Genomic DNA, 24,302 nt, shown 5'->3' with positions numbered 1-24,302 from the left:
TAATAAAAGGAGTTGATCATGGTTAGGTTAGAGAAGAACGACCCATTAATGTTAGCGCGTCAGCTTCCATTAAAATCTGTTGCCCTGATTCTTGCTGGCGGCCGCGGTACCCGATTAAAAGATTTAACCATTAAGCGCGCCAAACCCGCCGTCCACTTCGGTGGTAAATTCCGTATTATCGATTTTGCCCTTTCTAACTGCCTTAACTCTGGCATCCGCCGCATCGGCGTGATCACCCAGTACCAGTCTCATACCCTGGTGCAGCACATCCAGCGCGGCTGGTCCTTCTTCAGCGAAGAGATGAATGAGTTTGTCGACCTTCTGCCCGCTCAGCAGCGCATGCACGGTGAAAACTGGTATCGCGGCACGGCGGATGCGGTGACGCAGAACCTCGATATTATTCGTCGCTATGACGCTGAATACGTGGTGATCCTCGCCGGGGATCATATCTACAAGCAAGACTATTCGCGGATGCTGATCGACCACGTCGAAAAAGGTGCACGCTGCACCGTCGCCTGCATGCCGGTGCCCATTGCCGAAGCGTCGGCGTTTGGTGTAATGGCGGTGGATGAAAACGACAAGGTAATCGAGTTTGTCGAAAAACCGGCTAACCCGCCAGCCATGCCGGGCGATGCGACCCGCTCTCTCGCCAGCATGGGCATCTATGTCTTTGATGCTGATTATCTTTATGAGCTGCTGGAAGAGGACGACAAGGAAGAGAATTCCAGCCATGACTTCGGCAAAGACATCATCCCGAAAATCACCAAGTCTGGCATGGCTTATGCACATCCTTTCCCATTGTCCTGTGTGCAGTCCGACCCAAACTCAGAACCGTACTGGCGCGACGTCGGAACGCTGGAAGCGTACTGGAAGGCCAATCTGGATTTAGCCTCGGTGACGCCGGAACTGGACATGTACGACCACAACTGGCCAATCCGTACCCACATGGAGTCGCTGCCGCCAGCGAAGTTTGTGCAGGATCGTACCGGTAGCCACGGCATGACGCTGAACTCGCTGGTCTCCGGCGGCTGCATCATTTCCGGCTCGGTGGTGGTGCAGTCGGTGCTGTTCCCGCGCGTGCGGGTGAATTCTTTCTGCAACATTGATTCGACAGTATTGTTGCCAGATGTATGGGTAGGACGCTCATGCCGTTTGCGTCGTTGCGTGATCGACCGCGCCTGCATCATCCCGGAGGGGATGGTTATCGGTGAGAACGCCGAAGAAGATGCGCGTCGCTTCTATCGCTCAGAAGAGGGCATCGTACTGGTTACGCGTGAAATGCTGCGCAAACTGCAGATCAAACAGGAGCGATGATGCAGGTTTTACACGTATGTTCTGAGATGTTCCCGCTGCTGAAAACCGGCGGGCTGGCGGATGTGATTGGTGCGTTACCGGCGGCGCAAATTGCCGGTGGTGTCGATACTCGCGTGCTGTTGCCCGCTTTTCCAGACATTCGTCGCGGCATACCTGATGCGCAGATTGTCAGCCGTCGCGATACGTTTGCCGGGCGCATCACATTACTGTTTGGTCATTACAACGGCGTGGGCATCTACCTGATTGACGCGCCGCACCTGTATGACCGTCCAGGGAGCCCGTACCACGACACCAACTTATTCGCCTATCCCGACAACGTGCTGCGTTTTGCACTGCTCGGCTGGGTGGGGGCGGAGATGGCCACCGGGCTGGATCCGTTCTGGCGCCCGGATGTGGTGCACGCCCACGACTGGCATGCCGGGTTAGCCCCGGCGTATCTGGCGGCGCGCGGCCATCCGGCGAAGTCGGTGTTTACGGTGCATAACCTGGCCTACCAGGGCCTGTATTTAGCCAAACACATGAATGACATCGATTTGCCATGGTCATTCTTTAACATGCACGGGCTGGAGTTTAACGGGCAGATTTCGTTCCTGAAAGCCGGGCTGTTCTATGCCGATCACATTACGGCAGTCAGCCCGACCTACGCGCGGGAGATAACCGAAGCGGAGTTTGGCTACGGGATGGAAGGCCTGCTGACCCAGCGCCATCGGGAAGGACGCCTGTCGGGCATTTTGAACGGTGTGGACGAAAAAATCTGGAGTCCGGAGTCCGATCTGCTGCTGACCGCGCGCTACAGCCGCGACTCGGTGGAAGATAAGGCCGATAACAAACGTCAGCTGCAAATCGCCATGGGGCTGAAGGTCAACGAGAAGGTGCCACTGTTTGCGGTGGTGAGCCGTCTGACCAGCCAGAAAGGGCTCGACCTGGTGCTCGAGGCGCTGCCGGGCCTGCTGGAGCAGGGCGGACAGCTGGCGCTGCTTGGCGCAGGCGATCCGGTTCTGCAGGAGGGATTCCTGGCGGCGGCGGCCGAACATCCGGGGCAGGTAGGGGTACAGATTGGCTACCACGAGGCATTTTCGCACCGCATTATGGCGGGCGCTGACGTTATCCTGGTGCCGAGTCGTTTTGAGCCGTGCGGTTTAACTCAGCTGTACGGTCTGAAGTACGGCACACTGCCACTGGTGCGCCGCACCGGTGGACTGGCGGATACCGTTTCCGACACGTCGCTGGAAAACCTGGCTGACGGTATCGCCAGTGGTTTTGTGTTTGAAGACAGTAATGCGTGGTCGCTACTGCGCGCGATCCGCCGTGCGTTCGTGTTGTGGTCGCGGCCGTCTTTATGGCGTTTTGTTCAGCGGCAGGCGATGGCCATGGATTTCAGCTGGCAAGTGGCGGCCCAATCCTACCGCGATCTTTATCAACGCTTGATGTAACAATGTTGGAATCATTGATATGAATGCACCATTTTCTTATGCGTCTCCCACATTGAGCATTGAGGCGTTAAAGCACTCAATTGCTTATAAGCTGATGTTCACCATCGGCAAAGATCCGGTGATTGCCAACAAACACGAGTGGCTGAACGCTACTCTGTTTGCAGTGCGCGATCGTCTGGTAGAACGCTGGCTGCGCTCGAACCGCGCCCAGCTCTCGCAGGAGACCCGGCAGGTTTACTATCTGTCGATGGAGTTTTTAATTGGCCGCACCCTTTCCAATGCGCTGTTGTCACTGGGTATCTATGACGACGTAAAAAACGCGCTGGAAGAGATGGGGTTAGATTTAGAAGAGCTGATTGATGAAGAGAACGATCCGGGTTTAGGCAACGGCGGCCTCGGGCGTCTGGCGGCCTGCTTCCTCGATTCGCTGGCGACGCTTGCCCTGCCGGGACGCGGCTACGGCATTCGCTACGATTACGGCATGTTCAAACAGAACATCGTTGACGGACGGCAGAAAGAGTCCCCGGACTACTGGCTGGAATACGGCAACCCGTGGGAGTTCAAGCGCCACAACACGCGCTACAAAGTGCGCTTCGGCGGGCGCGTGCAACAGGAAGGCAAGAAGACCCGCTGGGTCGAAACCGAAGAGATCCTGGCGGTGGCCTACGACCAGATCATTCCAGGCTACGACACTGACGCCACCAACACGCTGCGCCTGTGGAATGCCCAGGCCAGTAGCGAGATTAACCTCGGCAAATTTAACCAGGGCGACTACTTTGCGGCAGTGGAGGATAAAAACCACTCCGAGAACGTCTCCCGCGTGCTGTACCCGGATGACTCGACCTATTCCGGGCGCGAGCTGCGCCTGCGTCAGGAGTACTTCCTGGTCTCCTCGACCATCCAGGATATTCTAAGCCGTCACTATCAGCTGCATAAAACCTACGCCAACCTGGCGGCAAAAACCGCCATTCACCTGAACGACACCCATCCGGTGCTGTCGATCCCTGAACTGATGCGTCTGCTGATCGATGAGCATAAGTTCAGCTGGGATGAGGCGTTTGAGGTGACGTGCCAGGTGTTCTCCTACACCAACCACACGTTAATGAGCGAAGCGCTGGAAACCTGGCCGGTGGACATGCTGGGCAAAATTCTGCCGCGCCATCTGCAGATCATCTTTGAGATCAACGATTACTTCCTGAAAACCGTGCAGGAGCAGTATCCGCACGACACCGGTCTGCTGAGCCGCACCTCGATTATCGACGAGTCCAACGGCCGTCGGGTGCGCATGGCGTGGCTGGCGGTGGTGATCAGCCACAAGGTCAACGGCGTGTCCGAACTGCACTCCAACCTGATGGTGCAGTCGCTGTTTGCCGACTTCGCGAAGATCTTCCCGATGCGTTTCTGCAACGTGACCAACGGCGTTACGCCGCGTCGCTGGCTGGCGCTGGCCAACCAGCCGCTCTCAGAGGTGCTTGACGAAAATATCGGCCGCACCTGGCGTACCGATTTAAGCCAGCTGAGCGAGCTGGAACAGCACGCAGATTTCCCGACGGTAAACAAAGCGGTGCGCGATGCCAAGTTGCTGAATAAAAAGCGCCTGTCAGTATGGTTGGCGCTGCACCTGAACGTGGTTGCCAACCCAAAAGCGTTGTTCGACGTGCAGATCAAACGTATCCACGAGTACAAACGTCAGCTGATGAACGTGCTGCACGTGATTGTGCGCTACAACCGCATCAAGGCCGATCCGGATGCCGATTGGGTGCCGCGGGTGAATATCTTTGCCGGTAAGGCAGCCTCGGCCTACTACATGGCGAAGCACATTATTCATCTGATCAATGACGTGGCGAAAGTGGTCAACAACGATCCGCAGATTGGCGACAAACTGAAGATCGTCTTTATCCCGAACTACAGCGTGAGCCTGGCGCAGATGATCATTCCGGCCGCCGATCTCTCGGAACAGATCTCGCTGGCGGGTACTGAAGCCTCCGGCACCAGTAACATGAAGTTTGCTCTGAACGGCGCGCTGACCATCGGCACGCTGGACGGTGCTAACGTCGAGATGCTGGAGCACGTGGGTGAAGAGAACATCTTCATCTTCGGTAATACGGCGGAAGAGGTGGAGGAACTGCGTAAGCAGGGCTACAACCCGCGGGAATTTTACGAGCAGGATGAAGAGCTGCGCCAGGTGCTGACGCAGGTCGCCACCGGCTTGTTTAACCCGGACGAGCCTGGCCGCTACCGCGATCTGGTGGATTCGCTGATTAACTTTGGCGATCACTATCAGGTGCTGGCAGACTTCCGCAGCTATGTGGATTGTCAGGACAGGGTTGACGAGCTGTATCGTAAACAAGAAGAGTGGACCACCAAAGCGATGCACAACATCGCCAACATGGGCTACTTCTCGTCTGACCGCACCATCAAAGAGTATGCCGAAACCATCTGGCATATCGATCCAGTGCGGTTATAAAAGCAAAAAGGCAACGAAAGTTGCCTTTTTTAATGTGTTCTCCCTCTCCCCGTGGGAGAGGGCATCAGGCCGCACCGCCCTGTAATCGCCCGGTGGCGCTAGCGCTTACCGGGCCTACGTTTTACGACGCTAACGATAACTCTCGCTTTTGCGCGTACTGCTCCAGCCACTGTGCCACGCGAGACTGCTGCTCCGCATTCAGCCACATGCCCTCTTTGGTGCGACGCCACAGCGCATCGTCTGCGCGGCGTACCCACTCATGCTCAACCAGATAGCGCAGCTCGGCTTCATAAAACTCATGACCAAAGTTTTCACCCAGATCGCTGAGGCTTGTCACCTTATTCAGCAGCAGATCGCTGTTACTGCCGTAGGTGCGGGCGTAGTGACGGGCCATGGATTCGCTGATAAAGGGATAGCGGCGGCGCAGTTTTGCCGCGTAGTCATCGCGATTACCGTCGATATCGCCGCCAGGCAGCGTCGCGCCTTTGGTCCAGGCTGAACCGATGCCCTGATAGTACGGGGACAATTTCTCCAGCGCGTGTTCCGCCAGCTTGCGATAGGTGGTGAGCTTGCCGCCAAATACCGATAGCAGCGGCGCTTTACCCTGCTCATCGTGGATATCCAGCGTGTAGTCACGGGTGATCGCCTGCGGAGAATCGGATTCGTCATCGCACAGCGGACGCACCCCGGAGTAGGTCCAAACCACGTCATCGCGCGCCAGCGTTTTTTTGAAGTGCGCGTTATACACCTGCAGCAGGTAGCTAATCTCGCTTTCGTCGATACCGACGTTTTTCGGATCGCCTTTGTACTCCACATCGGTGGTGCCGACGATAGAAAACTCATCCATCCACGGGATCACAAACACGATGCGCTTGTCTTCGTTCTGCAGAATGTAAGCCTGCTTCTGGGTATGAACCCGCGGGACCACGATATGGCTGCCTTTGATCAGGCGGATGCCATACGGCGACGGCAGTTTCATCCCATCGTCAAAGAACTGTTTCACCCACGGGCCGGTGGCATTGACCAGACCGCGTGCCTGCCAGCTGAAGCGCTCGCCGGTATCAATATCTTCCGCTTCAACGATCCACAGGCCCTTTTCACGGCGAGCGGAGAGGGCGCGGGTGCGGGTTTTCACTTCACCGCCTTTGCGTTCAACCATTTGCGCGTTAGCGAGCACCAGACGGGCGTCGTCCACCCAGCAGTCGGAATATTCGAATCCGCGCACGATCTCTGGCTTGAGGACGGAGTCTGCGCCAAATCGCACACCGGCCGAGGCGGGCAGGCTGGTGCGTTTACCCAGATGATCGTACATAAACAGCCCGGTGCGGATCATCCACGCCGGACGCAGATGCGGGCGGTGCGGCAGACGAAAACGCATGGGGGTGGCGATGTGGGGAGCCATTTTCAGCAGCACTTCGCGCTCGGCCAGCGCCTCGCTGACCAGGCGGAATTCGTAATGTTCCAGGTAGCGCAGGCCGCCGTGGATAAGCTTGGAGCTGGCGGAGGAGGTGGCACAGGCGAGATCCTGTGCTTCCAGCATCAGGACGGATAAACCGCGTCCGGCGGCATCTGCCGCAATACCTGCCCCGTTGATACCGCCACCGATTACAATCAGATCTTTGGTTTCCATTGCATCCTCACGCACTTTCGTAAAAGCTCAAAAATGTTCGATATCGCTCATACTAGCAAAGGAACGCGCTTTTAGTAACATCAAAAAAACAATTTTGAGTGATACAGCTAACATAATGGCGTTTAACCGCCGCCAGGACGTACACTAGGCGGTAAAATGCCCCACTGAACGAACAACAGAGAGCACCATGGAACAGTTTGAATGTATTAACGTCGAAGAAGCGCACCAGAAAATGCACCAGGGAACGGCCGTGCTGGTGGACATCCGCGATCCGCAAAGTTTTGCCATTGGCCATACGCCGGGTGCCTTTCACCTGACGAATGCCTCACTGAGCACCTTTATGCAGGATAACGATTTTGATACCCCGGTGATGGTGATGTGCTATCACGGCAACAGCAGCAAGGGTGCGGCGCAATATCTACTGCAGCAGGGCTATGATGCGGTCTATAGCGTGGACGGCGGTTTCGACGCCTGGCATCGCCATTTCCCGGCAGAAGTCGAGCACCTCGACGTTTAGGGTATATACTGTCCCCTTTTGTGTGGAAATAAGCGACTGTCGCCGATGCTGATGATTACCTCTTTTACTAACCCGCGCGTCGCCCAGGCGTTTGTCGACTACATGGCGACGCAGGGCATTATCCTCACCCTTCAACAGCATACCCAGATTGACGTCTGGCTGGCGGATGAAAGCCAGGCCGAGCGGGTTAAGGCTGAACTGGCGCGTTTTCTGGAAAACCCGGCCGATCCGCGCTATCTGGCGGCGAGTTGGCAGTCGGGCCAGACTGACAGCGGCCTGCGCTATCAGCGCTTTCCTTTCCTTGCGACGTTGCGCGAACGCGCGGGGCCTTTCACGCTGTTCATCAGCGCCGCCTGTATTCTGGTGTTTATCATCATGAACGTGGTGGGCGATCAGCCCGTGATGATCATGCTTGCCTGGCCGTTTGACCCGTCCCTGAAATTCGAATTCTGGCGCTATTTCACCCACGCGCTGATGCACTTCTCTGTAATGCACATCCTCTTTAACCTGCTGTGGTGGTGGTATCTCGGCGGCGCGGTGGAAAAGCGGCTTGGCAGCGGCAAACTGGTGGTGATTACGCTGATCAGCGCGTTACTCAGCGGCTTTATCCAGCATCAGTTTAACGGACCGTGGTTTGGCGGGCTTTCCGGTGTGGTGTATGCGCTGATGGGCTACGTCTGGCTGCGCGGTGAGCGCGATCCGGACAGCGGGATCTATCTCGAGCGCGGGTTAATGGCCTTTGCTTTAATCTGGATTGTTGCCGGATGGTTTGATCTGTTTGGCATGGCGATTGCCAATGCCGCACACGTGGCCGGGCTGGCCGTTGGGCTGGCGATGGCGTTTGCCGATACGCTACATGCGCGAAAACGAACATAATTCTGGCAGGGAACTCTGATGAAACAAACACAACGCCATGACGCCATTATCGAACTGGTGAAGAAGCAGGGATATGTCAGCACCGAAGAGCTGGTGGAACAGTTTGCCGTCAGTCCGCAGACCATCCGCCGTGACCTGAACGATCTGGCCGATCAAAACCGCATTCTCCGCCACCACGGCGGGGCGGCGCTGCCGTCCAGTTCAGTGAACACGTCATGGCACGATCGCAAAGCGACCCAGACCTCAGAGAAAGAGCGGATTGCCCGCAAGGTCGCCAGTCAGATCCCCAACGGCGCGACGCTGTTTATCGACATCGGCACCACGCCGGAAGCGGTCGCCCACGCCCTGCTGAACCACGAAAACCTGCGCATAGTCACTAACAACCTGAACGTGGCGACCACTCTGATGCAGAAAGAAGACTTTCGTATCATTCTCGCCGGCGGCGAGTTGCGCAGTCGCGACGGCGGGATTATTGGCGAAGCGACGCTCGATTTTATCTCCCAGTTCCGCCTCGACTTCGGCATCCTCGGCATCAGCGGCATCGATACCGACGGATCGCTGCTGGAGTTTGATTACCACGAAGTGCGCACCAAGCGGGCGATCATCGACAACTCACGTCACGTGATGCTGGTGGTGGATCACTCGAAGTTTGGCCGTAATGCAATGGTGAACATGGGCAGCATCAGTATGGTGGATGCGGTCTATACCGACGTCTTACCGCCAGAAGGGGTGTTGCAGGTGATTCGCGATCATAAGTTGCAGTTAGAACTGTGCTGAGGGTTTGCGCCCTCTCCCGTGGGAGAGGGGTGGGGTGGGGTGAGGGCATCAGGCCGCACAAGACCTACACGCCGTAACCCATCATCTTCAACAGCTGCTGAGCATGCTGTACTGCGTCCTGACGGTGGGCGACGCCCAGCTTTTGATACAGATTGCGAATATGGGTTTTGATGGTCGTTGCGGCCACCGCCAGCTCCCCGGCAATCTGGTCGTTGCTGTATCCTGAATAGATCAACCCCAGAACCTGCCATTCACGCTGCGTCAGCGGGCTGGTGCGGATCAGTTCCGGCACTTCCGGATGCGTAAGCAGCCGCTCGACAAAGGTTTCGTCGAAGTGGGCGAACTTGTGGCGGTGATGCTGGTTAATCTCCCGCAGAATGCGCTGGGCGCGATGCTGATCCAGTTCCGGCAAAGTATTCAGCTGAATAAGCTGGCGCAGCTGCTGGGCCATCGTCTCGCCTTCAATCACAAAATGACTGATAAAGCCGGTGCGGTTCGCCAGCTGCAGCGCTTCCAGCAGCACCCGCTGGGCATCATTTTTGCGACCCGCCTGCCAGTAAAGCTGGTTTTGCAGCAGCAGGTTGCGGTTCAGATCGCTCATCAGACGCAGGCTGCGGGCATTTTCATTTAGCTCTTCCAGTACGATTTCTGCCGGTTCAAACTCACCTAACAGGATCTGCGCCCGGGCAATGTTGCGCCACTGGCTCTGCAGGAAGTGGTTATTGGCGAACTCCGGCTTCGGCGTCTGGCGCAGCCAGTTAGCCGCCGATTTTTTATCGTCAATCATCTGCCAGTAAATCACCCGTACTTTATCGGCGTTCGATACCCAGTCGCTGTGATACTGACCGTTGCCGAGCAGGTTCTCCAGACGGTTGAGGTGGTTGCGGGCGTTATCCAGATCGCCACGTGCCAGCGAGCACTGCACCAGCAGGCCCAGACACTGCAGCTGCTGTTGAGGCTGGAAGGCGGAGAGCACATCTACCCCATGACGGGCGGTGCTTTCGGCTTCGTCCAGTCGGGCCCATGCCCACAGCAGCTGGGCACGAATGCGCAGCAGGAACTCGTGCATCGGGAGCTGCTCCAGATGCTGATCGCGGATCAGGTTGAAGGCTTTTTCCTGCGTTTCCCAGGCGGCCTGCAGGAAGCCCTGGGCAAACAGAATTTCGCTCTGCTGAATCATGCTCCACAGGGCGTAATGCCAGACGTCATGGCGGCGCGCCATCTGTTCCGTCTGCTGCATCAGCGACAGGGAGCGGGTGAGATCGCCTTTACAGTGCAGCACTTCGCCGTGCACGGAAGTGGCGACGATACGACTGTAGAAGTGCGCCAGCGGCAGCTCTTCGAGTGCGCCCATTGCCAGGCGCTGGGCCTCGTCCGGGTTACCGTCGTTGATGGCGACCTGCGCACGCAGGGCGTTAAATTCGCCGTGCAGCGCCGCATCCATCTCACTTTTCATCTCCTGCTCAGCGCGGGCCAGCAGGGTGTTCACTTCGCTGTAGCGGTGCTGGCTCTGCATCAGCCAGGCCTGCAGCAGCACCAGACGCGGATTTTCCAGCAGGCTTTCCCACGGCAGGGCGCGCAGTGACTCTTCCAGCAGCGTGAGCTCGCTGTGGTTAAACAGGCTCCAGGCGTGATTGAGCAGAATATCGCGCAGCATATGGGCATCGCCCGCTGCCAGCGCGTGGTGAATGGCCTCGCTCGGGAAGCCCTGCGCCATCCAGCTTTCGGCGGCGGCGCGGTGAATGTCAGGCAGTTCGGATGCAAGTTCCCACTGACAGCGCTGGCGCAGAAAACTGCCAAACAGCGGGTGGTAACTAAACCATTCCCCGGAATCGTCCATGCGCTGCAGGAACAACCCCTGACGTTCGATCTCTTCCAGCCGCATCTGGCCGTTATCTTCTCCGGTCACACGCACGATCAGCGCGTCGTTCATCGATCGCAGCAGGGAGCTTTTCAGCAGGAACTGGCGGGTCGACTGATCGACGCTGTCGAGCACTTCATCGACCAGATAATCGGACAGATGGCTGGCATTGATCCCGGCCAGGCGGCGCGCGGACTGATGCGCCGGGCTATTGTTGTGTCGGGCAGAAAGCGCAATCAGCTGCAGGGCGGTGGCCCAGCCTGCGACGTCATCGCACAGGCGGCTGCTTTCGGCGACTTCAATCGGGGAAGTCAGGCGACAGTCAAAGAACTGCTTCGCTTCCTGATGGTTAAAGGAGAGCTGTTGGCTGCCCACTTCCAGTAGTTGATCGCGCACGCGCAGGTTGGCGATGCCGAGCTGCGGCAGGTTGCGCGACAGGATTACTAAGGTCAGGTTTTCCGGCTGGTGGCGCAGGAAAAAGCGCATCGACTCGTGGATCACCGGATTGGAGATCAGATGATAATCATCAATCACCAGATAGAGCGGGCGATGCCATTCGGCCAGCTCAATAAACAGTTGGGAAAACAGGGAAGAGAGGCTGGCATACTGCCGCTTTTGTACCATCACTTCGCTGGTCACGCAGTGCCCGTTAGTGGCCTGCTGGATAGCGGCGATCAAATAGCTGGCAAAGCGCTCCTGCTGATTATCGCCCTCATCGAGAGAGTACCAGCCGAGATCGCTTTTACCGGATGCCCACTGAGAAATGAGCGTCGTTTTGCCGTAGCCTGCAGGGCTCGTTACCAGCGCCAGTCGAAAATTGTTCGCGCCGGAAAGTTTCGCCAACAAGCGTTCGCGGACCACAGTATGGTCAAGACGAACCGGGCGACTTAATTTGGACGGAATCAACATATTGTTCACTTCACTGTGTGGAAATCGAGATTTGATTTTTTTTGCGCTTCGTAATTAATCTCTATAAGGTCGGTCAGAAACCCTTTTATTGCAAGTTATGTCCGGGTTTTCTGTCCCTTAATTTGCACTGTGTCACAAAAATATATTGCAGGCTAAGGGAACTTTTCCGATGGGCTTCTAAAGCGCATGGATACTGGAAAGCAGCATAGAAGCACGTTATGCATAAAAAGGTCAGGAGCAGCGTAAAGGCCATTAAAAGTTAATAAAATCTCTGCAGGTTATCGATGTAAAATAACGCACTAAGATAGAGCTTATTCTGACAGATATTATTTCAGGTAAGTAATTATTACCTTGTTTATATATTTCGTATGAAATAACACAGCTTTTTTCGCCCCTTCTGGCGCTTGTTTTATCGCCGTTTCTCGCGCAACCTGACGGCATAAAGTGGCCACGATCACAGTTTACTGCTCATCCCCGAGACTCCTCCCCGCCTAATCCCCCGCAGGAGGAGGAAGTGGCCCGAGGAGCCAGGCACACTAGCACCAACGTGTTAATTTCTTTCTACAGGATGCCGATTCCCTATGTCACAGCCTTCCTTTAACAAAGCTCAATTTCAGGCTGCCCTGACGCGTCAGTGGCAACGATTTGGATTACATGCCGCTGAGGACATGACCTCCCGCCAGTGGTGGCAGGCCGTCAGCGGTGCGCTCGCAGAGCTGTTGAGCGCCCAACCTGCGGTGAAGCCGGCGAAAGGCCAGCGCCACGTCAACTACATTTCGATGGAGTTTCTGATTGGCCGCCTGACCGGCAACAACCTGCTGAACCTCGGCTGGTATCAGGAGGTGAGTGATGTGCTGAGCACCCACAATATCCACCTGACCGACCTGCTGGAAGAAGAGACCGATCCGGCATTGGGTAACGGCGGCCTGGGTCGTCTGGCAGCCTGCTTCCTCGACTCGATGGCGACGGTGGGGCAATCGGCGACCGGTTACGGCCTGAACTATCAGTATGGCCTGTTCCGTCAGTCCTTTGCCGACGGCCATCAGATGGAAGCCCCGGATGACTGGCATCGCGGCAGTTACCCGTGGTTCCGCCACAATGAAGCGCTGGACGTTCAGGTTGGTATTGGCGGTAAAGTGACGAAAGACGGCCTTTGGCAGCCTGGCTTTACGATCGTGGGCCAGGCGTGGGATCTGCCGGTACTCGGTTACCGCAACGGCGTGGCGCAGCCTCTGCGCCTGTGGCAGGCGACACACGCGCATCCGTTTGACCTGACCAAATTCAACGACGGCGATTTCCTGCGTGCTGAGCAGCAGGGCATTGACGCCGACAAACTGACCAAAGTGCTCTACCCGAACGACAACCATCTGGCGGGCAAAAAGCTGCGTCTGATGCAGCAGTACTTCCAGTGCGCCTGTTCGGTGGCTGATATTCTGCGTCGTCATCACCTGGCGGGCCGCAAGCTGAGTGAGCTGGCAGAGTATGAAGTGATTCAGCTGAACGACACCCACCCTACCATCGCTATCCCTGAGCTGCTGCGCGTGCTGATCGACGAGCATCAGATGAGCTGGGACGACGCCTGGGCCATCACCAGCAAGACCTTCGCTTACACCAACCACACCCTGATGCCAGAAGCGCTGGAGTGCTGGGACGAGAAGCTGATTAAAAATCTGCTGCCGCGCCATATGCAGCTGATCAACGAAATTAACGCCCGCTTTAAAACGCTGGTGAAGAAAACCTGGCCGGGCAATGAAGCCGTCTGGGCGAAGCTGGCGGTGGTCTACGACAAGCAAGTTCGCATGGCCAACATGTGCGTGGTGAGCGGGTTTGCGGTGAACGGCGTGGCGGCACTGCACTCCGACCTGGTGGTGAAAGACCTGTTCCCGGAATATCACCAGCTGTGGCCGAATAAGTTCCACAACGTCACCAACGGCATTACGCCGCGTCGCTGGATAAAACAGTGCAACCCGGCCCTGGCCGCGCTGCTGGATAACACCCTTGAACACGAGTGGGCCAACGATCTCGACCAACTGATCAATCTGGAAAAACAGGCTGATGACGCGGCCTTCCGCGAGACCTATCGCAGCATCAAACTGGACAACAAAGTACGCCTGGCCGCGTTTGTCAAAACCCGCACCGGCATTGAAATTAACCCGAATGCGATTTTTGATATCCAGATTAAACGTCTGCACGAGTACAAACGTCAGCACCTGAACCTGCTGCACATTCTGGCGCTGTACAAAGAGATCCGCGAGAACCCGCAGGCCGATCGCGTGCCGCGCGTATTCCTGTTCGGAGCAAAAGCCGCTCCGGGCTACTACCTGGCCAAAAACATCATTCTCGCCATCAACAAAGTGGCGGCGGCGGTGAACAACGATCCGGCAGTGGGCGACAAGCTAAAAGTGGTGTTCCTGCCGGACTACTGCGTCTCGGCGGCTGAACTGTTGATCCCGGCGGCTGACGTCTCCGAGCAGATCTCCACCGCCGGTAAAGAGGCCTCCGGCACAGGCAACATGAAGCTGGCGCTGAATGGTGCGCTGACGGTCGGTACGCTGGACGGTGCTAACGTCGAGATCGCCGAGCAGGTTGGCGACGAAAACATCTTTATCTTCGGTAACACAGTTGAAGAGGTGAAAGCGCTTAAAGCCAAGGGCTACAACCCGGTGAAATGGCGTAAGAAAGACAAAGTGCTGGATGCGGTACTGAAAGAGCTGGAAAGCGGCAAATACAGCGATGGCGACAAGCACGCCTTTGATCAGATGCTGCACAGCATCGGTAAAGAGGGCGGTGACCCGTACCTGCTGATGGCTGACTTTGCCTCTTACGTCGAGGCCCAGAAGCAGATCGACGTGCTGTATCGCGATCAGGAAGCCTGGACCCGGGCCTGTATTCTGAACACCGCGCGCTGCGGTATGTTCAGCTCTGACCGCTCAATCCGTGACTATCAGGCTCGCATCTGGCAGGCAAAACGCTAAGGAAGCGCGATGGAAAGTAAACGTCTCGATAATGCCGCGCTGGCGGCGGGGATCAGCCCCAACTACATCAATGCTCATGGTAAACCGCAGTCGATTGGTGCTGAAACCAAGAGGCGTTTGCTGGATGCCATGCACAAAGCCAAACCCGTCGCGAAAGCTGCGGTCACCGCCGTACCGAACGTGATGGTCTACACCGCCGGTAAAAAAATGCCGCTGATGATTGAAGGCAGCGGCGAGTTTAGCTGGCAGCTGACGACTGAAGAGGGGCATCAGCATCAAGGCCACGCCACCGGCGGCAAAAATCTTAACCTTCCGACTAAACTGCCGGAGGGCTACCACACGCTGACGTTGACCCAGGACGACAGCCGCTGGCACTGCCGGGTGATTGTGGCACCAAAACGCTGTTACGAGCCGCAGGCGCTGAAAGAGGGTAAAAAGCTGTGGGGCGCCTGTGTCCAGCTTTACACCCTGCGTTCTGATGCGAACTGGGGTATCGGCGATTTTGGTGATCTGAAAAAGATGCTGGCGGATGTTGGCGATCGCGGCGGCGCGTTTATCGGTCTCAACCCGATCCATGCGCTCTATCCGGCGAACCCGGAGAGCGCCAGTCCGTACAGCCCGTCGTCGCGTCGCTGGCTGAACGTGATTTACATCGATGTGAATGCTTTAGACGATTTCCGCAACAGCAAAAAGGCGCAGGAGTGGTGGGCGATGAGCACCACTCAGCAGACGTTAAAGCGGGCGCGCGACGCCGAGTGGGTGGACTATGCCACCGTCACCGCGCTGAAAATGGCCGCCCTGCGCATGGCGTGGAAAGGCTTTGCCCAGCGTGACGACGAGCAGATGACCGCCTTCCGCCAGTTTGTGGCCCAGGAGGGCGAAAGCCTGTACTGGCAGGCGGCCTTCGATGCGCTGCATGCGTATCAGGTGAAAGAAGATGAAATGCGCTGGGGCTGGCCGGTTTGGCCTGAAGCGTATCAGTCCGTCAATTCGCCTGCGGTGAAAGCGTTTTGCGATCAGCACGCCGATGACGTTGATTTCTACCTCTGGCTGCAGTGGCTGGCGTACAGTCAGTTTGCGGCCTGCTGGCAGGTCAGCCAGGGCTACAACATGCCGATTGGCCTCTATCGCGACCTGGCGGTTGGGGTGGCAGAAGGCGGGGCAGAGACATGGTGCGATCGTGAACTGTACTGTCTGAAAGCCTCGGTCGGTGCGCCACCGGATATTCTGGGCCCGCTAGGCCAGAACTGGGGCCTGCCGCCGATGGATCCGCACATTATTGTGGCACGCGCTTACGAGCCATTTATCGAGCTGCTGCGTGCCAATATGCAGAACTGTGGAGCGCTGCGTATCGACCACGTGATGTCGGTGCTGCGCCTGTGGTGGATCCCGTATGGCGAAACCGCCGATCACGGGGCCTATGTTCACTATCCGGTTGACGACCTGCTCTCTATCCTTGCGCTGGAGAGTAAACGTCATAACTGCATGGTGATTGGAGAAGATCTCGGCACCGTCCCGGTCGAAATCGTCAGTAAGCTGCGTGACAGCGGCGTTTACTCGTATAAGGTGCTCTACTTTGAAAACGACCGTGAGAAGAACTTCCGCGCGCCGCAAGCGTATCCTGAGCAATCAATGGCAGTCGCGACGACGCATGACCTTCCTACGCTTCGCGGCTGGTGGGATAGCGGCGACCTGACGCTCGGCAAAACCCTGGGGCTTTACCCTGACGAGGTGATGCTGCGCGGCCTGTACCAGGATCGCGAACTATCGAAGCAGGGGCTGCTGGATGCGCTGCACGCGCACGGCTGTCTGCCGAAACGCGCCGGGCACAAGGCCTCTCTGATGTCGATGACCCCGACGCTCAACCGCGCGATGCAACGTTATATTGCCGACAGCCACAGCGCACTGTTAGGGCTGCAGCCGGAAGACTGGCTGGACATGCCTGAGCCGGTCAACATTCCTGGCACCAGCTATCAGTACAAAAACTGGCGTCGTAAATTGTCCACCTCCCTTGAAGCAATGTTCGCTGATGACGGGGTGAACCGGCTGATTAAAGATCTGGATAAGCGGCGCAAAGCCGCTGCGAAAAAGACCTAAAAACAAAGAACCCGCCGAACGGCGGGTTCTTTTTTGCCCGGCGTCGCTGCGCCACCCTGGCACGTTCACCGGTTCAGGTTTATCAGAGAAACAAGAAACATGAGGTGAACGGAACCCCCACCTCTGCTGCATGTTTCTTCTTCCTGGCTTGAAGAGGAAGCACAAAAAAAAACGGTAACCCCAGGGTTACCGTTTTCACGAATATCTTGTTGTTGTTTTACATCAGACAACCGTACCCAGCAGCAGACAACCGATCAGGCCGCAGACCGAGATGATGGTTTCCAGCATCGACCAGGACTTAATGGTCTCACCGATGGTCAGGTTGAAGTACTCTTTGAACAGCCAGAAGCCCGGATCGTTCACGTGAGAGAAAATCACGCTACCGGAACCGACTGCGATAACCATCAGCTCAGGGCTGACGCCGGTAGTGGCAATCAGCGGGGCAACAATACCGCCGGCTGTGATGGCTGCAACGGTCGCTGAACCCAGTGCGATACGCAGCACGGCGGCAATTGACCAGGCCATCAGGATTGGGGAGATGTTGGTGTCATGCATCATGGAGGCGATGTACTTATCCACGCCACTATCAACCAAAACCTGCTTGAACGCACCGCCACCGCCGATGATCAGCAGCATCATAGCGATGATTTTGATCGAAGAGCTCAGGGTATCGTTAATCTGGTCCATTGAGCGACCACGGTTCAGACCGAAGGTGAAGAGCGCAATCAGGACCGCAATCAGCGTGGCCATGACCGGATCACCCAGGAATTCTGCTACGCCAAGTAATGCGTGGCCTTTCGGCAGAACCATTTCAGCGACCGCGCGCAGCGCCATCAGCACCACCGGTACCAGAGAGGTCCAGACGCTGACGCCAAAGCTTGGCATTTCTGCTTCGGTGAAGGTTTTCGCGCTGTACAGACCTTCCGGGATTGGCTTGTCGATCCCTTTCAGCGTACGGGCAAATACCGGGCCTGCCAGGATAACGGTCGGGATGGCCAGAATCGTACCAAACAGCAGGGTTTTACCCATGTCAGCGTGGAAGATGGTGGCGATAGCGGTTGGGCCCGGGTGCGGTGGCAGGAAGCCGTGAGTTACGGATAGCGCAGCAGCCATCGGCACACCGACATACAGCAGCGGAATGCTGGCAGAGGCGGCAATGGTGAAGACCAGCGGCAGCATCAGCACGAAGCCCACTTCGTAGAACAGGGCAAAACCAACGGTAAAGCCGGTTAATACCACCGCCCACTGGATATGCTCTTTGCCGAATTTTGCAATCAGCGTAGTTGCGATGCGCTGTGCGCCACCGCAGTCAGCAAGCAATTTACCAAGCATGGCACCAAAGCCCATGATCAGCGCCAGGCTACCGAGCGTACCGCCCACACCGGCTTTGATAGAGCTGATAACTTTTACCAGCGGCATACCCTGCATCAGACCGACGGCAAGTGCCACCAGAACCAATGCGATGAAGCCGTTCATTTTGAAACGGATCATCAAGAGCAGTAATAAGATGACACCGATAGCGACGATGACTAATGGCATGATTAACCTGGCCTTAAAATTGTTATGGGTAACGTCATTGTTTCAACGACAAATTCAAGTTGCCCCAACTGGGAACAGAGTATTAACGGCACTATGACTGACGACCTTCTGAATTAATCAGTTTAGTCGGCTGGAGTAAGGTTGGTAGTGCCCGCGAGAATGATACGGGTAACATGGGCGGCTTGAGAATCACCCTGGCGGTCAAAATGTGAATAATGAGACGCAGGTCATATTATGAGGTGGGTGGGGAAGGGGGATGTCGGCCCGGCAGGTGCAGGATCACCGGGCCAATACGGACGGGAACTTAGAAGTAAGAGTGCTCGCCGCGCTGGTGCTCGGTAAGGTCGCGCACGCCTTTCAGCTCAGGGAATTCGGTCAGCAGCTGCTTCTCAATCCCTTCTTTCAGGGTGACGTCAACCATGGAACAGCCGTTACAGCCGCCACCAAACTGCAGGATGGCCAGACCGTCGTCGGTGATTTCCATCAGTGAAACGCGACCACCGTGGCCGGCCAGCTGCGGGTTGATCTGCGACTGCAGCAGATACTCCACGCGCTCCATCAGCGGGGCATCGTCGGTCACTTTGCGCATTTTGGCATTAGGCGCTTTCAGGGTTAACTGCGAACCCAGCTGGTCGGTAACAAAATCGATATCCGCATCGTCAAGATACGGCGCGCTCAGCTCATCGACATACGCCGTGAGGAGCTCAAATTTCAGGGCGGTGTCAGTTGCTTCCACTGCATCCGGTGGGCAATAAGAGACGCCGCATTCTGCGTTCGGGGTACCTGGATTGATCACGAATACGCGGATCTGGGTCCCTTCTTCCTGATTTGCCAGCAGTTTGGCAAAGTGCGCTTGTGCAGAATCGGAAATACGGATCATAGCATTGGCCTAATAGTTGACTAAAATACCTGGTTATAATACGCCCAACCTGAGGGCGCTACAAGGTTCGACACAGACACCATACCTGAACCGACTCCGCGCCGCTTCGCAAAAGCAGGCGGGAGAATTCCGCGACGGTGCTGCCGGTTGTGACGACATCATCCACCAGAGCGATATGGCGGCCGGCAACCGGTAATTCAAGCGCAAAAGCGTGCTGTAGATTGCGTTTTCGCAATCTGGCGCTGAGGTGATGCTGGGCAGGCGTGGCGCGCGTTCGCCTGAGCGCTGTGGGAACATAGCGGCAGTTCAGCCAATGGGCCAGCGGACGACAGAGCAGGTCGCTTTGGTTAAAACCGCGCCGCCAGTGACGCCGGGACCACAGCGGTACCGACATCAGCAGATCGACATCGGGTAGCTCGCGGCTGCGCCTGGCCTGCAGAATGGCCAGCAGCAGCAACCTCGCCAGCGGCAATGCCAGCTGGCTCTGGTGGGAAAATTTTAGCTGATGCAGCATTGGACTCACCGGTGGCGTGTAATCGCCAACCGCCACCAGCGCCTGCCACGGTGGCGGTTTACGCAGGCATCGTCCGCAGGGCAGGCGCGGATGCATCGCCGGAAGGCCGCATCGGGGACAGACACTCACCGGCGCGGCTATCGCCCTTCTGCACACCGAACACACCCCCCAATGGCTGAGCGCAAGCGGCATCTGGCATAGCCAGCACAAGCCGGGCACTGTTAGCATAGACCCCTCCCTGTGGAAAAAAGAGAACAGTAATCGATGAACAACCTTTGGTGGCAGACCGTTGGGACAGGAAATTCTCATCTTGTGCTGCTGCACGGATGGGGGCTGAATGCCGAAGTCTGGAGTTGCATTAGCGAGGAACTCGCCTCGCAATTCACCCTGCACCTGGTGGATCTGCCGGGGTTTGGCCGCAGCCGTAACTATGGTGCGATGCCGCTGGCGCAGATGGCTGAAGAGGTTCTGCAGCAGGCCCCGGACCGGGCTATCTGGCTGGGCTGGAGTCTGGGCGGGCTGGTGGCCAGCCAGATTGCACTCACCCGACCAGAACGGGTGCAGGCGCTGGTGACCGTCGCGTCATCCCCGTGTTTCAGCGCCCAGAGCGACTGGCCGGGGATCAAGCCGGAGGTGCTGAGCAGTTTCCAGCAGCAGCTTAGCGACGATTTTCAACGCACGGTTGAGCGTTTTCTGGCCCTGCAAACGATGGGAACGGAAACCGCGCGCCAGGATGCCCGCATACTGAAAAAAACCGTGCTGTCGTTGCCGATGCCTGACGTTGAGGTGTTGAATGGTGGGCTGGAGATCCTGAAAACGGCTGATTTACGCACGCCGCTGGCATCGCTGACGCTGCCGCATCTGCGTATTTATGGTTATCTCGACGGGCTGGTGCCACGCAAGATCGTGCCGCTGCTCGATGAGCAATGGCCGCAGAGCGAAGCCTTGATCATTGCCAAAGCCGCGCATGCGCCGTTTATCTCTCATCCCGCTGAGTTTTGCGCGGCGTTGATGGCCTTAAGTCAGCGTTTAAACTGATTATTTTTCATTCTTTCTGGCAAAAGTGACGTACCGCAACAATACTTAATTTATCGTTGCGGGCATCCCGCCTTCGATAATCAAAACTACAATCCTCTTTGGGAGTCATGGCTATGAAACTTGTTACAGGTATTGTTGCTTCTCTGGTTATTGGATCACTTTCATTTGGCGTTATGGCGGCAGAAGAGATCCAGAAAGATAAAGTGAAAGAGATGAATTTGACGAAAGTTGGCGATATCTCTACGTCTGATACCACCGCGCCAATGGATGCGAGAAAAGAGCTTTCTAAGAAAGCCGATGAGCTGGGCGGCAAATATTATGTCGTCACCAGCGCCAACAAAGATCAGAAAGACATCCGCGCCACCGCAGACGTCTACAAATAATCGATTAAAGCCGGGCAGACTTGCCCGGCTTTATTCACGATTAACGCACTACCCACCACTCTTTCAGACAGGCTTTCCCTTCGGGACAGCTTTTACAGCTGCCGGATAAGCAGCCGTCCGCATCCTCCTGGATCCGCTTCGCTTTACCCATGGCCTCCAGACGTTCAAGCATGGCATCGACCAGCGCCCGCGGCGCATGCAGCACCTGACTTAGCTGGGCGGCTTCCATGCGCCCTTGCAGTGCCAGTAAATCGCGTACCTGAATTAACGATGCCATGGTGCCTCCTAATGACAGTCGTTGGCCGGGCTGTTGCAGCAGGCCGCTGCGCTTTTGCTGTTGGCGAGCAGATTGACGTCGACGCGGCTGCGTGCACGGCGTAGCAGGCCCATCACCACCACGTTAAACAGCACGACCGCCAGAATGCACACCAGGCTGTAGCGTGGATGCTGACTGAAGTTGACCGTCTGGTAGTACACCGTCGCCAGCGAGTAAGCAATATTCAGCCCCCACAGGACAGAGAAGCCCATCCAGCCACGGCTCGATTCACGGGCAATGGCCCCCATCACCGAAATGCACGGAATGTACAGCAGGACGAAGATCAGGTAGCTGTAGGCCGCTGATGCGCTGCCAAACTTCTCGCTCATCACCCCCATCGCGCCGGTCGCCATTTCCCCGTCGCCTTTACTGGCTTCAATGGGGTTCGCCAGTACGCTCAGGCTGAAGGTATCTTTCAGGCTCTGCCAGGTCTCTTCAACCGCGCCCAGCAGTTCATCGCCCAGGCTAAATTCAGCCGGGTTGAACGCCTCTTCCTGAATATTCTCGGCGGTGTAGAGGGTGTTTAGCGTACCCACCACCACCTCTTTCGCCATCGCGCCGGTAAACAGCCCGACGGCGGCCTGCCAGTTATCTTCGTGCACACCGATCGGTTTCAGCAGCGGAGTCAGTTCGCGGCTGACCGAGGCCAACGCCGAATCGTTGATGTTATCGACCGCCTGGCCGCTCAGCGAGAAGCTGTTCAGCGCGCTGAGGAAGATGCTGACAATGACGATCACTTTACCCGCGCGCAGGACAAAGCCTTTCAGGCGTTGCCAGGTCTGAATAAACAGGCTTTTCAGGTGCGGGACGTGGTAAACCGGCAGTTCCATCACGAACGGCGTGGCTTCGCCACGCATGATGGTGTGTTTAAGCATCAGGCCGGTGAGAATGGCCATCACAATACCGAGCACGTACAGCGAGAACACCGCCAGCGCACCCTGCTGTCCGAAGAAGGCCGCCGCAAAGACCGCGAAGATGGCCAGACGCGCGCCGCAGGACATAAACGGCGCCATCATGATGGTCATCAGGCGTTCACGCGGGGCGTCCAGCGTGCGGGCACCCATCACCGACGGCACGTTACAGCCGAAGCCCACAATCAATGGGACAAACGATTTGCCCGGCAGACCGAGCGCCTGCATCAGGCGGTCCATTACGAAGGCCGCGCGGGCCATGTAGCCGGAGTCCTCGAGGAATGAGAGGAACAGGTACATCATGCCGATCTGCGGCACCAGTGGCAGCACGGTGTTGATCCCGCCGCCCAGCCCCTGGGCCAGGAAAATGGTCAGCCATTCCGGCAGATGCAGGGTGTAACCCAGCCATTGAATCCCGTGAATAAAGATGGCCACTGAGCCGACATCAAACAGCGGCTGCAGCGCGCCGCCGATGTTGATCGCCAGCAGGAACATCAGATACATCACCAGCAGAAACACCGGCAGGCCGAGAAAACGATTGAGGATCACGCTGTCCACTGCCCGGGTAAAGCGGCTCGGTTCGGCGGTGAGAGCATTACTGACCACGTCGCAGATCGCGGCGATGCTTTGATAGCGGGCATCGGCAATATGCAGGGCGGGGTCGTCCATTTCGGCATTCAGACGCGCCAGAGCGCCCTCAAGATTTTGTGCGGCCTCACCCGCATAGGCGCGGCTATAGATATCCCCTTCCAGCATCTGCAGGCCAAGCCAGTGACGCTGCTTGAGCGGCATATTCTGCGCCATCTCCTGTGCCAGGATCCCGGCTTCACTCTGCAGCGGCCTGGCGTAATGCACCAGCTCCACATCGGTGTTGCGGCTGTGGCGGTCAAGGGCGAGCTTAAGGGCATCGATCCCACGTGCGCGGGTGGAGACCAGCGGCACCACCGGGCAGCCCAGGCGGGCGGAGAGGGCGTCGATGTCGATGCGGATCTGCTGCTTCTCGGCAATATCGAGCATGTTCAGCGCCACCACACAAGGGATGCCCAGCTCCAGCAGCTGCAACGTCAGGTACAGGTTCCTCTCCAGGTTGGAGGCATCCACCACGTTGATCAGCAGGTCGGCGTCGCCACTCAGAATGTAGTGGCAGGCGATCTGCTCATCGAGCGAGGTCTGAGAAGAGATGGTGGTTAACGAGTAGGTGCCCGGCAGATCGACCAGCGTAACCTGGTGGTCGGTGGTGGCGAACTGGCCCTCTTTCCGCTCGACCGTGACGCCTGCCCAGTTTCCCACCCGCTGACGCGCGCCAGTAAGCTGGTTAAATAAGGTGGTTTTGCCGGAATTGGGATTACCAATTAAGCCAATGGTTAATTTTTTCATTGTAATAGACTCGCTACCAGAGCTGGCGTGTTATTGGGACAGGGCTTCAACTTCTATTAATGCGAGATCTTTTTTACGCAGAACCAGATTCACACGTCGGGTTTCAATATGCACCGGATCCCCCATCGGGGCGACGCGCACGACCTGGAAAGAGGAGCCGGGCAGCATCCCTAAAGAGAGCAGCTTCTGGCGATAGGCCGGGCTGATTTCGTGCGTAAAGCCGGTAATTTTCCACGCACTGTCTGGAGTGAATTGCATAGCGCCTACTTAACGGAAGGTTAAATAATCAACAGGCACAATGGTAATGAGAATGGTTTCTCTCATCAATAATTAATATGTAGCGGAATGTTGATACGGCTATTAATTTGCGCGCTGATTGACTTTGCGCAATATTTTAGCGAGTTGGTCAGGTGGCATTAAAAGCGTATTTGTTAATGAAATGCTGATATTCAGTTTTATATTCACTGCTAATGATTAAATAAAGAAAT

At 56.7% G+C, this 24,302-nt stretch carries 18 protein-coding genes; 10 read left to right on the top strand and 8 right to left on the bottom strand.

The window, feature by feature from the left end:
* Positions 1–18: 18 nt before the first annotated feature.
* Genes glgC through glgP form a run of 3 tightly spaced genes read left to right on the top strand, consistent with a single transcriptional unit; the run spans position 19 to position 5,214 of the window.
* Positions 19–1,314 carry a glucose-1-phosphate adenylyltransferase gene (gene glgC, locus M8013_RS04280; RefSeq protein WP_271266572.1) on the top strand — a complete coding sequence of 432 codons (1,296 nt, stop codon included), beginning with the start codon at positions 19–21 and terminating at the stop codon, positions 1,312–1,314.
* On the top strand, positions 1,314–2,747 hold the full coding sequence (gene glgA / locus M8013_RS04275; protein ID WP_271266598.1) for a glycogen synthase GlgA: 1,434 nt from the start codon (positions 1,314–1,316) through the stop codon (positions 2,745–2,747). The genes glgC and glgA overlap by 1 nt, the downstream gene beginning before the upstream one ends.
* Positions 2,748–2,766: 19 nt before the next feature.
* The gene (gene glgP / locus M8013_RS04270; RefSeq protein WP_271266571.1) at positions 2,767–5,214 is read left to right on the top strand and encodes a glycogen phosphorylase; all 2,448 of its coding nucleotides are present in this window, start codon (positions 2,767–2,769) and stop codon (positions 5,212–5,214) included.
* A gap of 121 nt (positions 5,215–5,335) precedes the next feature.
* On the opposite strand, the gene glpD is transcribed toward glgP, so the two are convergent.
* Positions 5,336–6,844 carry a glycerol-3-phosphate dehydrogenase gene (gene glpD / locus M8013_RS04265; RefSeq protein ID WP_271266570.1) on the bottom strand — a complete coding sequence of 503 codons (1,509 nt, stop codon included), beginning with the start codon at positions 6,842–6,844 and terminating at the stop codon, positions 5,336–5,338.
* A gap of 187 nt (positions 6,845–7,031) precedes the next feature.
* Between glpD and glpE the strand changes: the two genes are divergently transcribed.
* The 3 genes from glpE to M8013_RS04250 are packed head-to-tail and all read left to right on the top strand — an operon-like array spanning position 7,032 to position 9,014.
* Positions 7,032–7,361, top strand: coding sequence for a thiosulfate sulfurtransferase GlpE (gene glpE / locus M8013_RS04260; protein WP_271266569.1), 330 nt, complete (start codon positions 7,032–7,034; stop codon positions 7,359–7,361).
* Positions 7,362–7,406: 45 nt separating this feature from the next.
* Positions 7,407–8,237, top strand: coding sequence for a rhomboid family intramembrane serine protease GlpG (gene glpG / locus M8013_RS04255; RefSeq protein ID WP_271266568.1), 831 nt, complete (start codon positions 7,407–7,409; stop codon positions 8,235–8,237).
* 18 nt (positions 8,238–8,255) lie between these two features.
* On the top strand, positions 8,256–9,014 hold the full coding sequence (locus tag M8013_RS04250; RefSeq protein WP_271266567.1) for a DeoR/GlpR family transcriptional regulator: 759 nt from the start codon (positions 8,256–8,258) through the stop codon (positions 9,012–9,014).
* A 64-nt stretch (positions 9,015–9,078) separates the two neighbouring features.
* Here the strand turns inward: M8013_RS04250 and malT are convergent, their stop codons facing one another.
* Complete coding sequence (gene malT / locus M8013_RS04245; RefSeq protein WP_271266566.1) at positions 9,079–11,784, bottom strand: HTH-type transcriptional regulator MalT; 2,706 nt, start codon at positions 11,782–11,784, stop codon at positions 9,079–9,081.
* 581 nt (positions 11,785–12,365) lie between these two features.
* On the opposite strand from malT, the gene malP reads away from it, so the two are divergent.
* Together malP and malQ are read left to right on the top strand one after the other, a co-directional pair.
* Positions 12,366–14,759, top strand: a complete 2,394-nt coding sequence (gene malP, locus M8013_RS04240) for a maltodextrin phosphorylase (protein ID WP_271266565.1) — start codon at positions 12,366–12,368, stop codon at positions 14,757–14,759.
* A gap of 9 nt (positions 14,760–14,768) precedes the next feature.
* Positions 14,769–16,856 (top strand): 4-alpha-glucanotransferase, encoded by a 2,088-nt coding sequence (gene malQ / locus M8013_RS04235; RefSeq protein ID WP_271266564.1) that lies wholly within the window; start codon positions 14,769–14,771, stop codon positions 16,854–16,856.
* 222 nt (positions 16,857–17,078) lie between these two features.
* On the opposite strand, the gene gntT is transcribed toward malQ, so the two are convergent.
* From gntT to gntX, 3 genes are all read right to left on the bottom strand, one after another.
* Complete coding sequence (gene gntT, locus M8013_RS04230) at positions 17,079–18,395, bottom strand: gluconate transporter (protein WP_271266563.1); 1,317 nt, start codon at positions 18,393–18,395, stop codon at positions 17,079–17,081.
* A gap of 304 nt (positions 18,396–18,699) precedes the next feature.
* Positions 18,700–19,275, bottom strand: coding sequence for a Fe-S biogenesis protein NfuA (nfuA, locus tag M8013_RS04225; protein ID WP_271266562.1), 576 nt, complete (start codon positions 19,273–19,275; stop codon positions 18,700–18,702).
* A gap of 58 nt (positions 19,276–19,333) precedes the next feature.
* A complete protein-coding gene (gene gntX, locus M8013_RS04220) occupies positions 19,334–20,017 on the bottom strand; it encodes a DNA utilization protein GntX (RefSeq protein ID WP_271266561.1) in 684 nt (227 codons plus the stop codon).
* A gap of 36 nt (positions 20,018–20,053) precedes the next feature.
* On the opposite strand from gntX, the gene bioH reads away from it, so the two are divergent.
* Both bioH and M8013_RS04210 read left to right on the top strand, forming a co-directional pair.
* The gene (gene bioH, locus M8013_RS04215; protein ID WP_271266560.1) at positions 20,054–20,827 is read left to right on the top strand and encodes a pimeloyl-ACP methyl ester esterase BioH; all 774 of its coding nucleotides are present in this window, start codon (positions 20,054–20,056) and stop codon (positions 20,825–20,827) included.
* Positions 20,828–20,940: 113 nt separating this feature from the next.
* Positions 20,941–21,210: a YdgH/BhsA/McbA-like domain containing protein gene (locus M8013_RS04210; RefSeq protein ID WP_106995218.1), complete on the top strand. Its 270-nt coding sequence runs from the start codon at positions 20,941–20,943 to the stop codon at positions 21,208–21,210.
* Positions 21,211–21,250: 40 nt separating this feature from the next.
* Here the strand turns inward: M8013_RS04210 and feoC are convergent, their stop codons facing one another.
* From feoC to feoA, 3 genes are read right to left on the bottom strand one after another with little or no spacing between them, the layout of a single operon-like run.
* Complete coding sequence (gene feoC, locus M8013_RS04205) at positions 21,251–21,487, bottom strand: [Fe-S]-dependent transcriptional repressor FeoC (protein WP_271266559.1); 237 nt, start codon at positions 21,485–21,487, stop codon at positions 21,251–21,253.
* Positions 21,488–21,495: 8 nt separating this feature from the next.
* Positions 21,496–23,814, bottom strand: coding sequence for a Fe(2+) transporter permease subunit FeoB (gene feoB, locus M8013_RS04200; RefSeq protein WP_271266558.1), 2,319 nt, complete (start codon positions 23,812–23,814; stop codon positions 21,496–21,498).
* Between the two features lie 30 nt (positions 23,815–23,844).
* A complete protein-coding gene (gene feoA / locus M8013_RS04195) occupies positions 23,845–24,072 on the bottom strand; it encodes a ferrous iron transporter A (RefSeq protein WP_271266557.1) in 228 nt (75 codons plus the stop codon).
* Positions 24,073–24,302 lie beyond the last annotated feature (230 nt).

This window comes from Silvania confinis, assembly GCF_025564085.1.
Lineage (GTDB): Bacteria > Pseudomonadota > Gammaproteobacteria > Enterobacterales > Enterobacteriaceae > Enterobacter > Enterobacter confinis.
The sequence above is the reverse complement of the archived record's forward strand: the minus strand, read 5'-3'. Positions and strand labels throughout refer to the sequence as shown.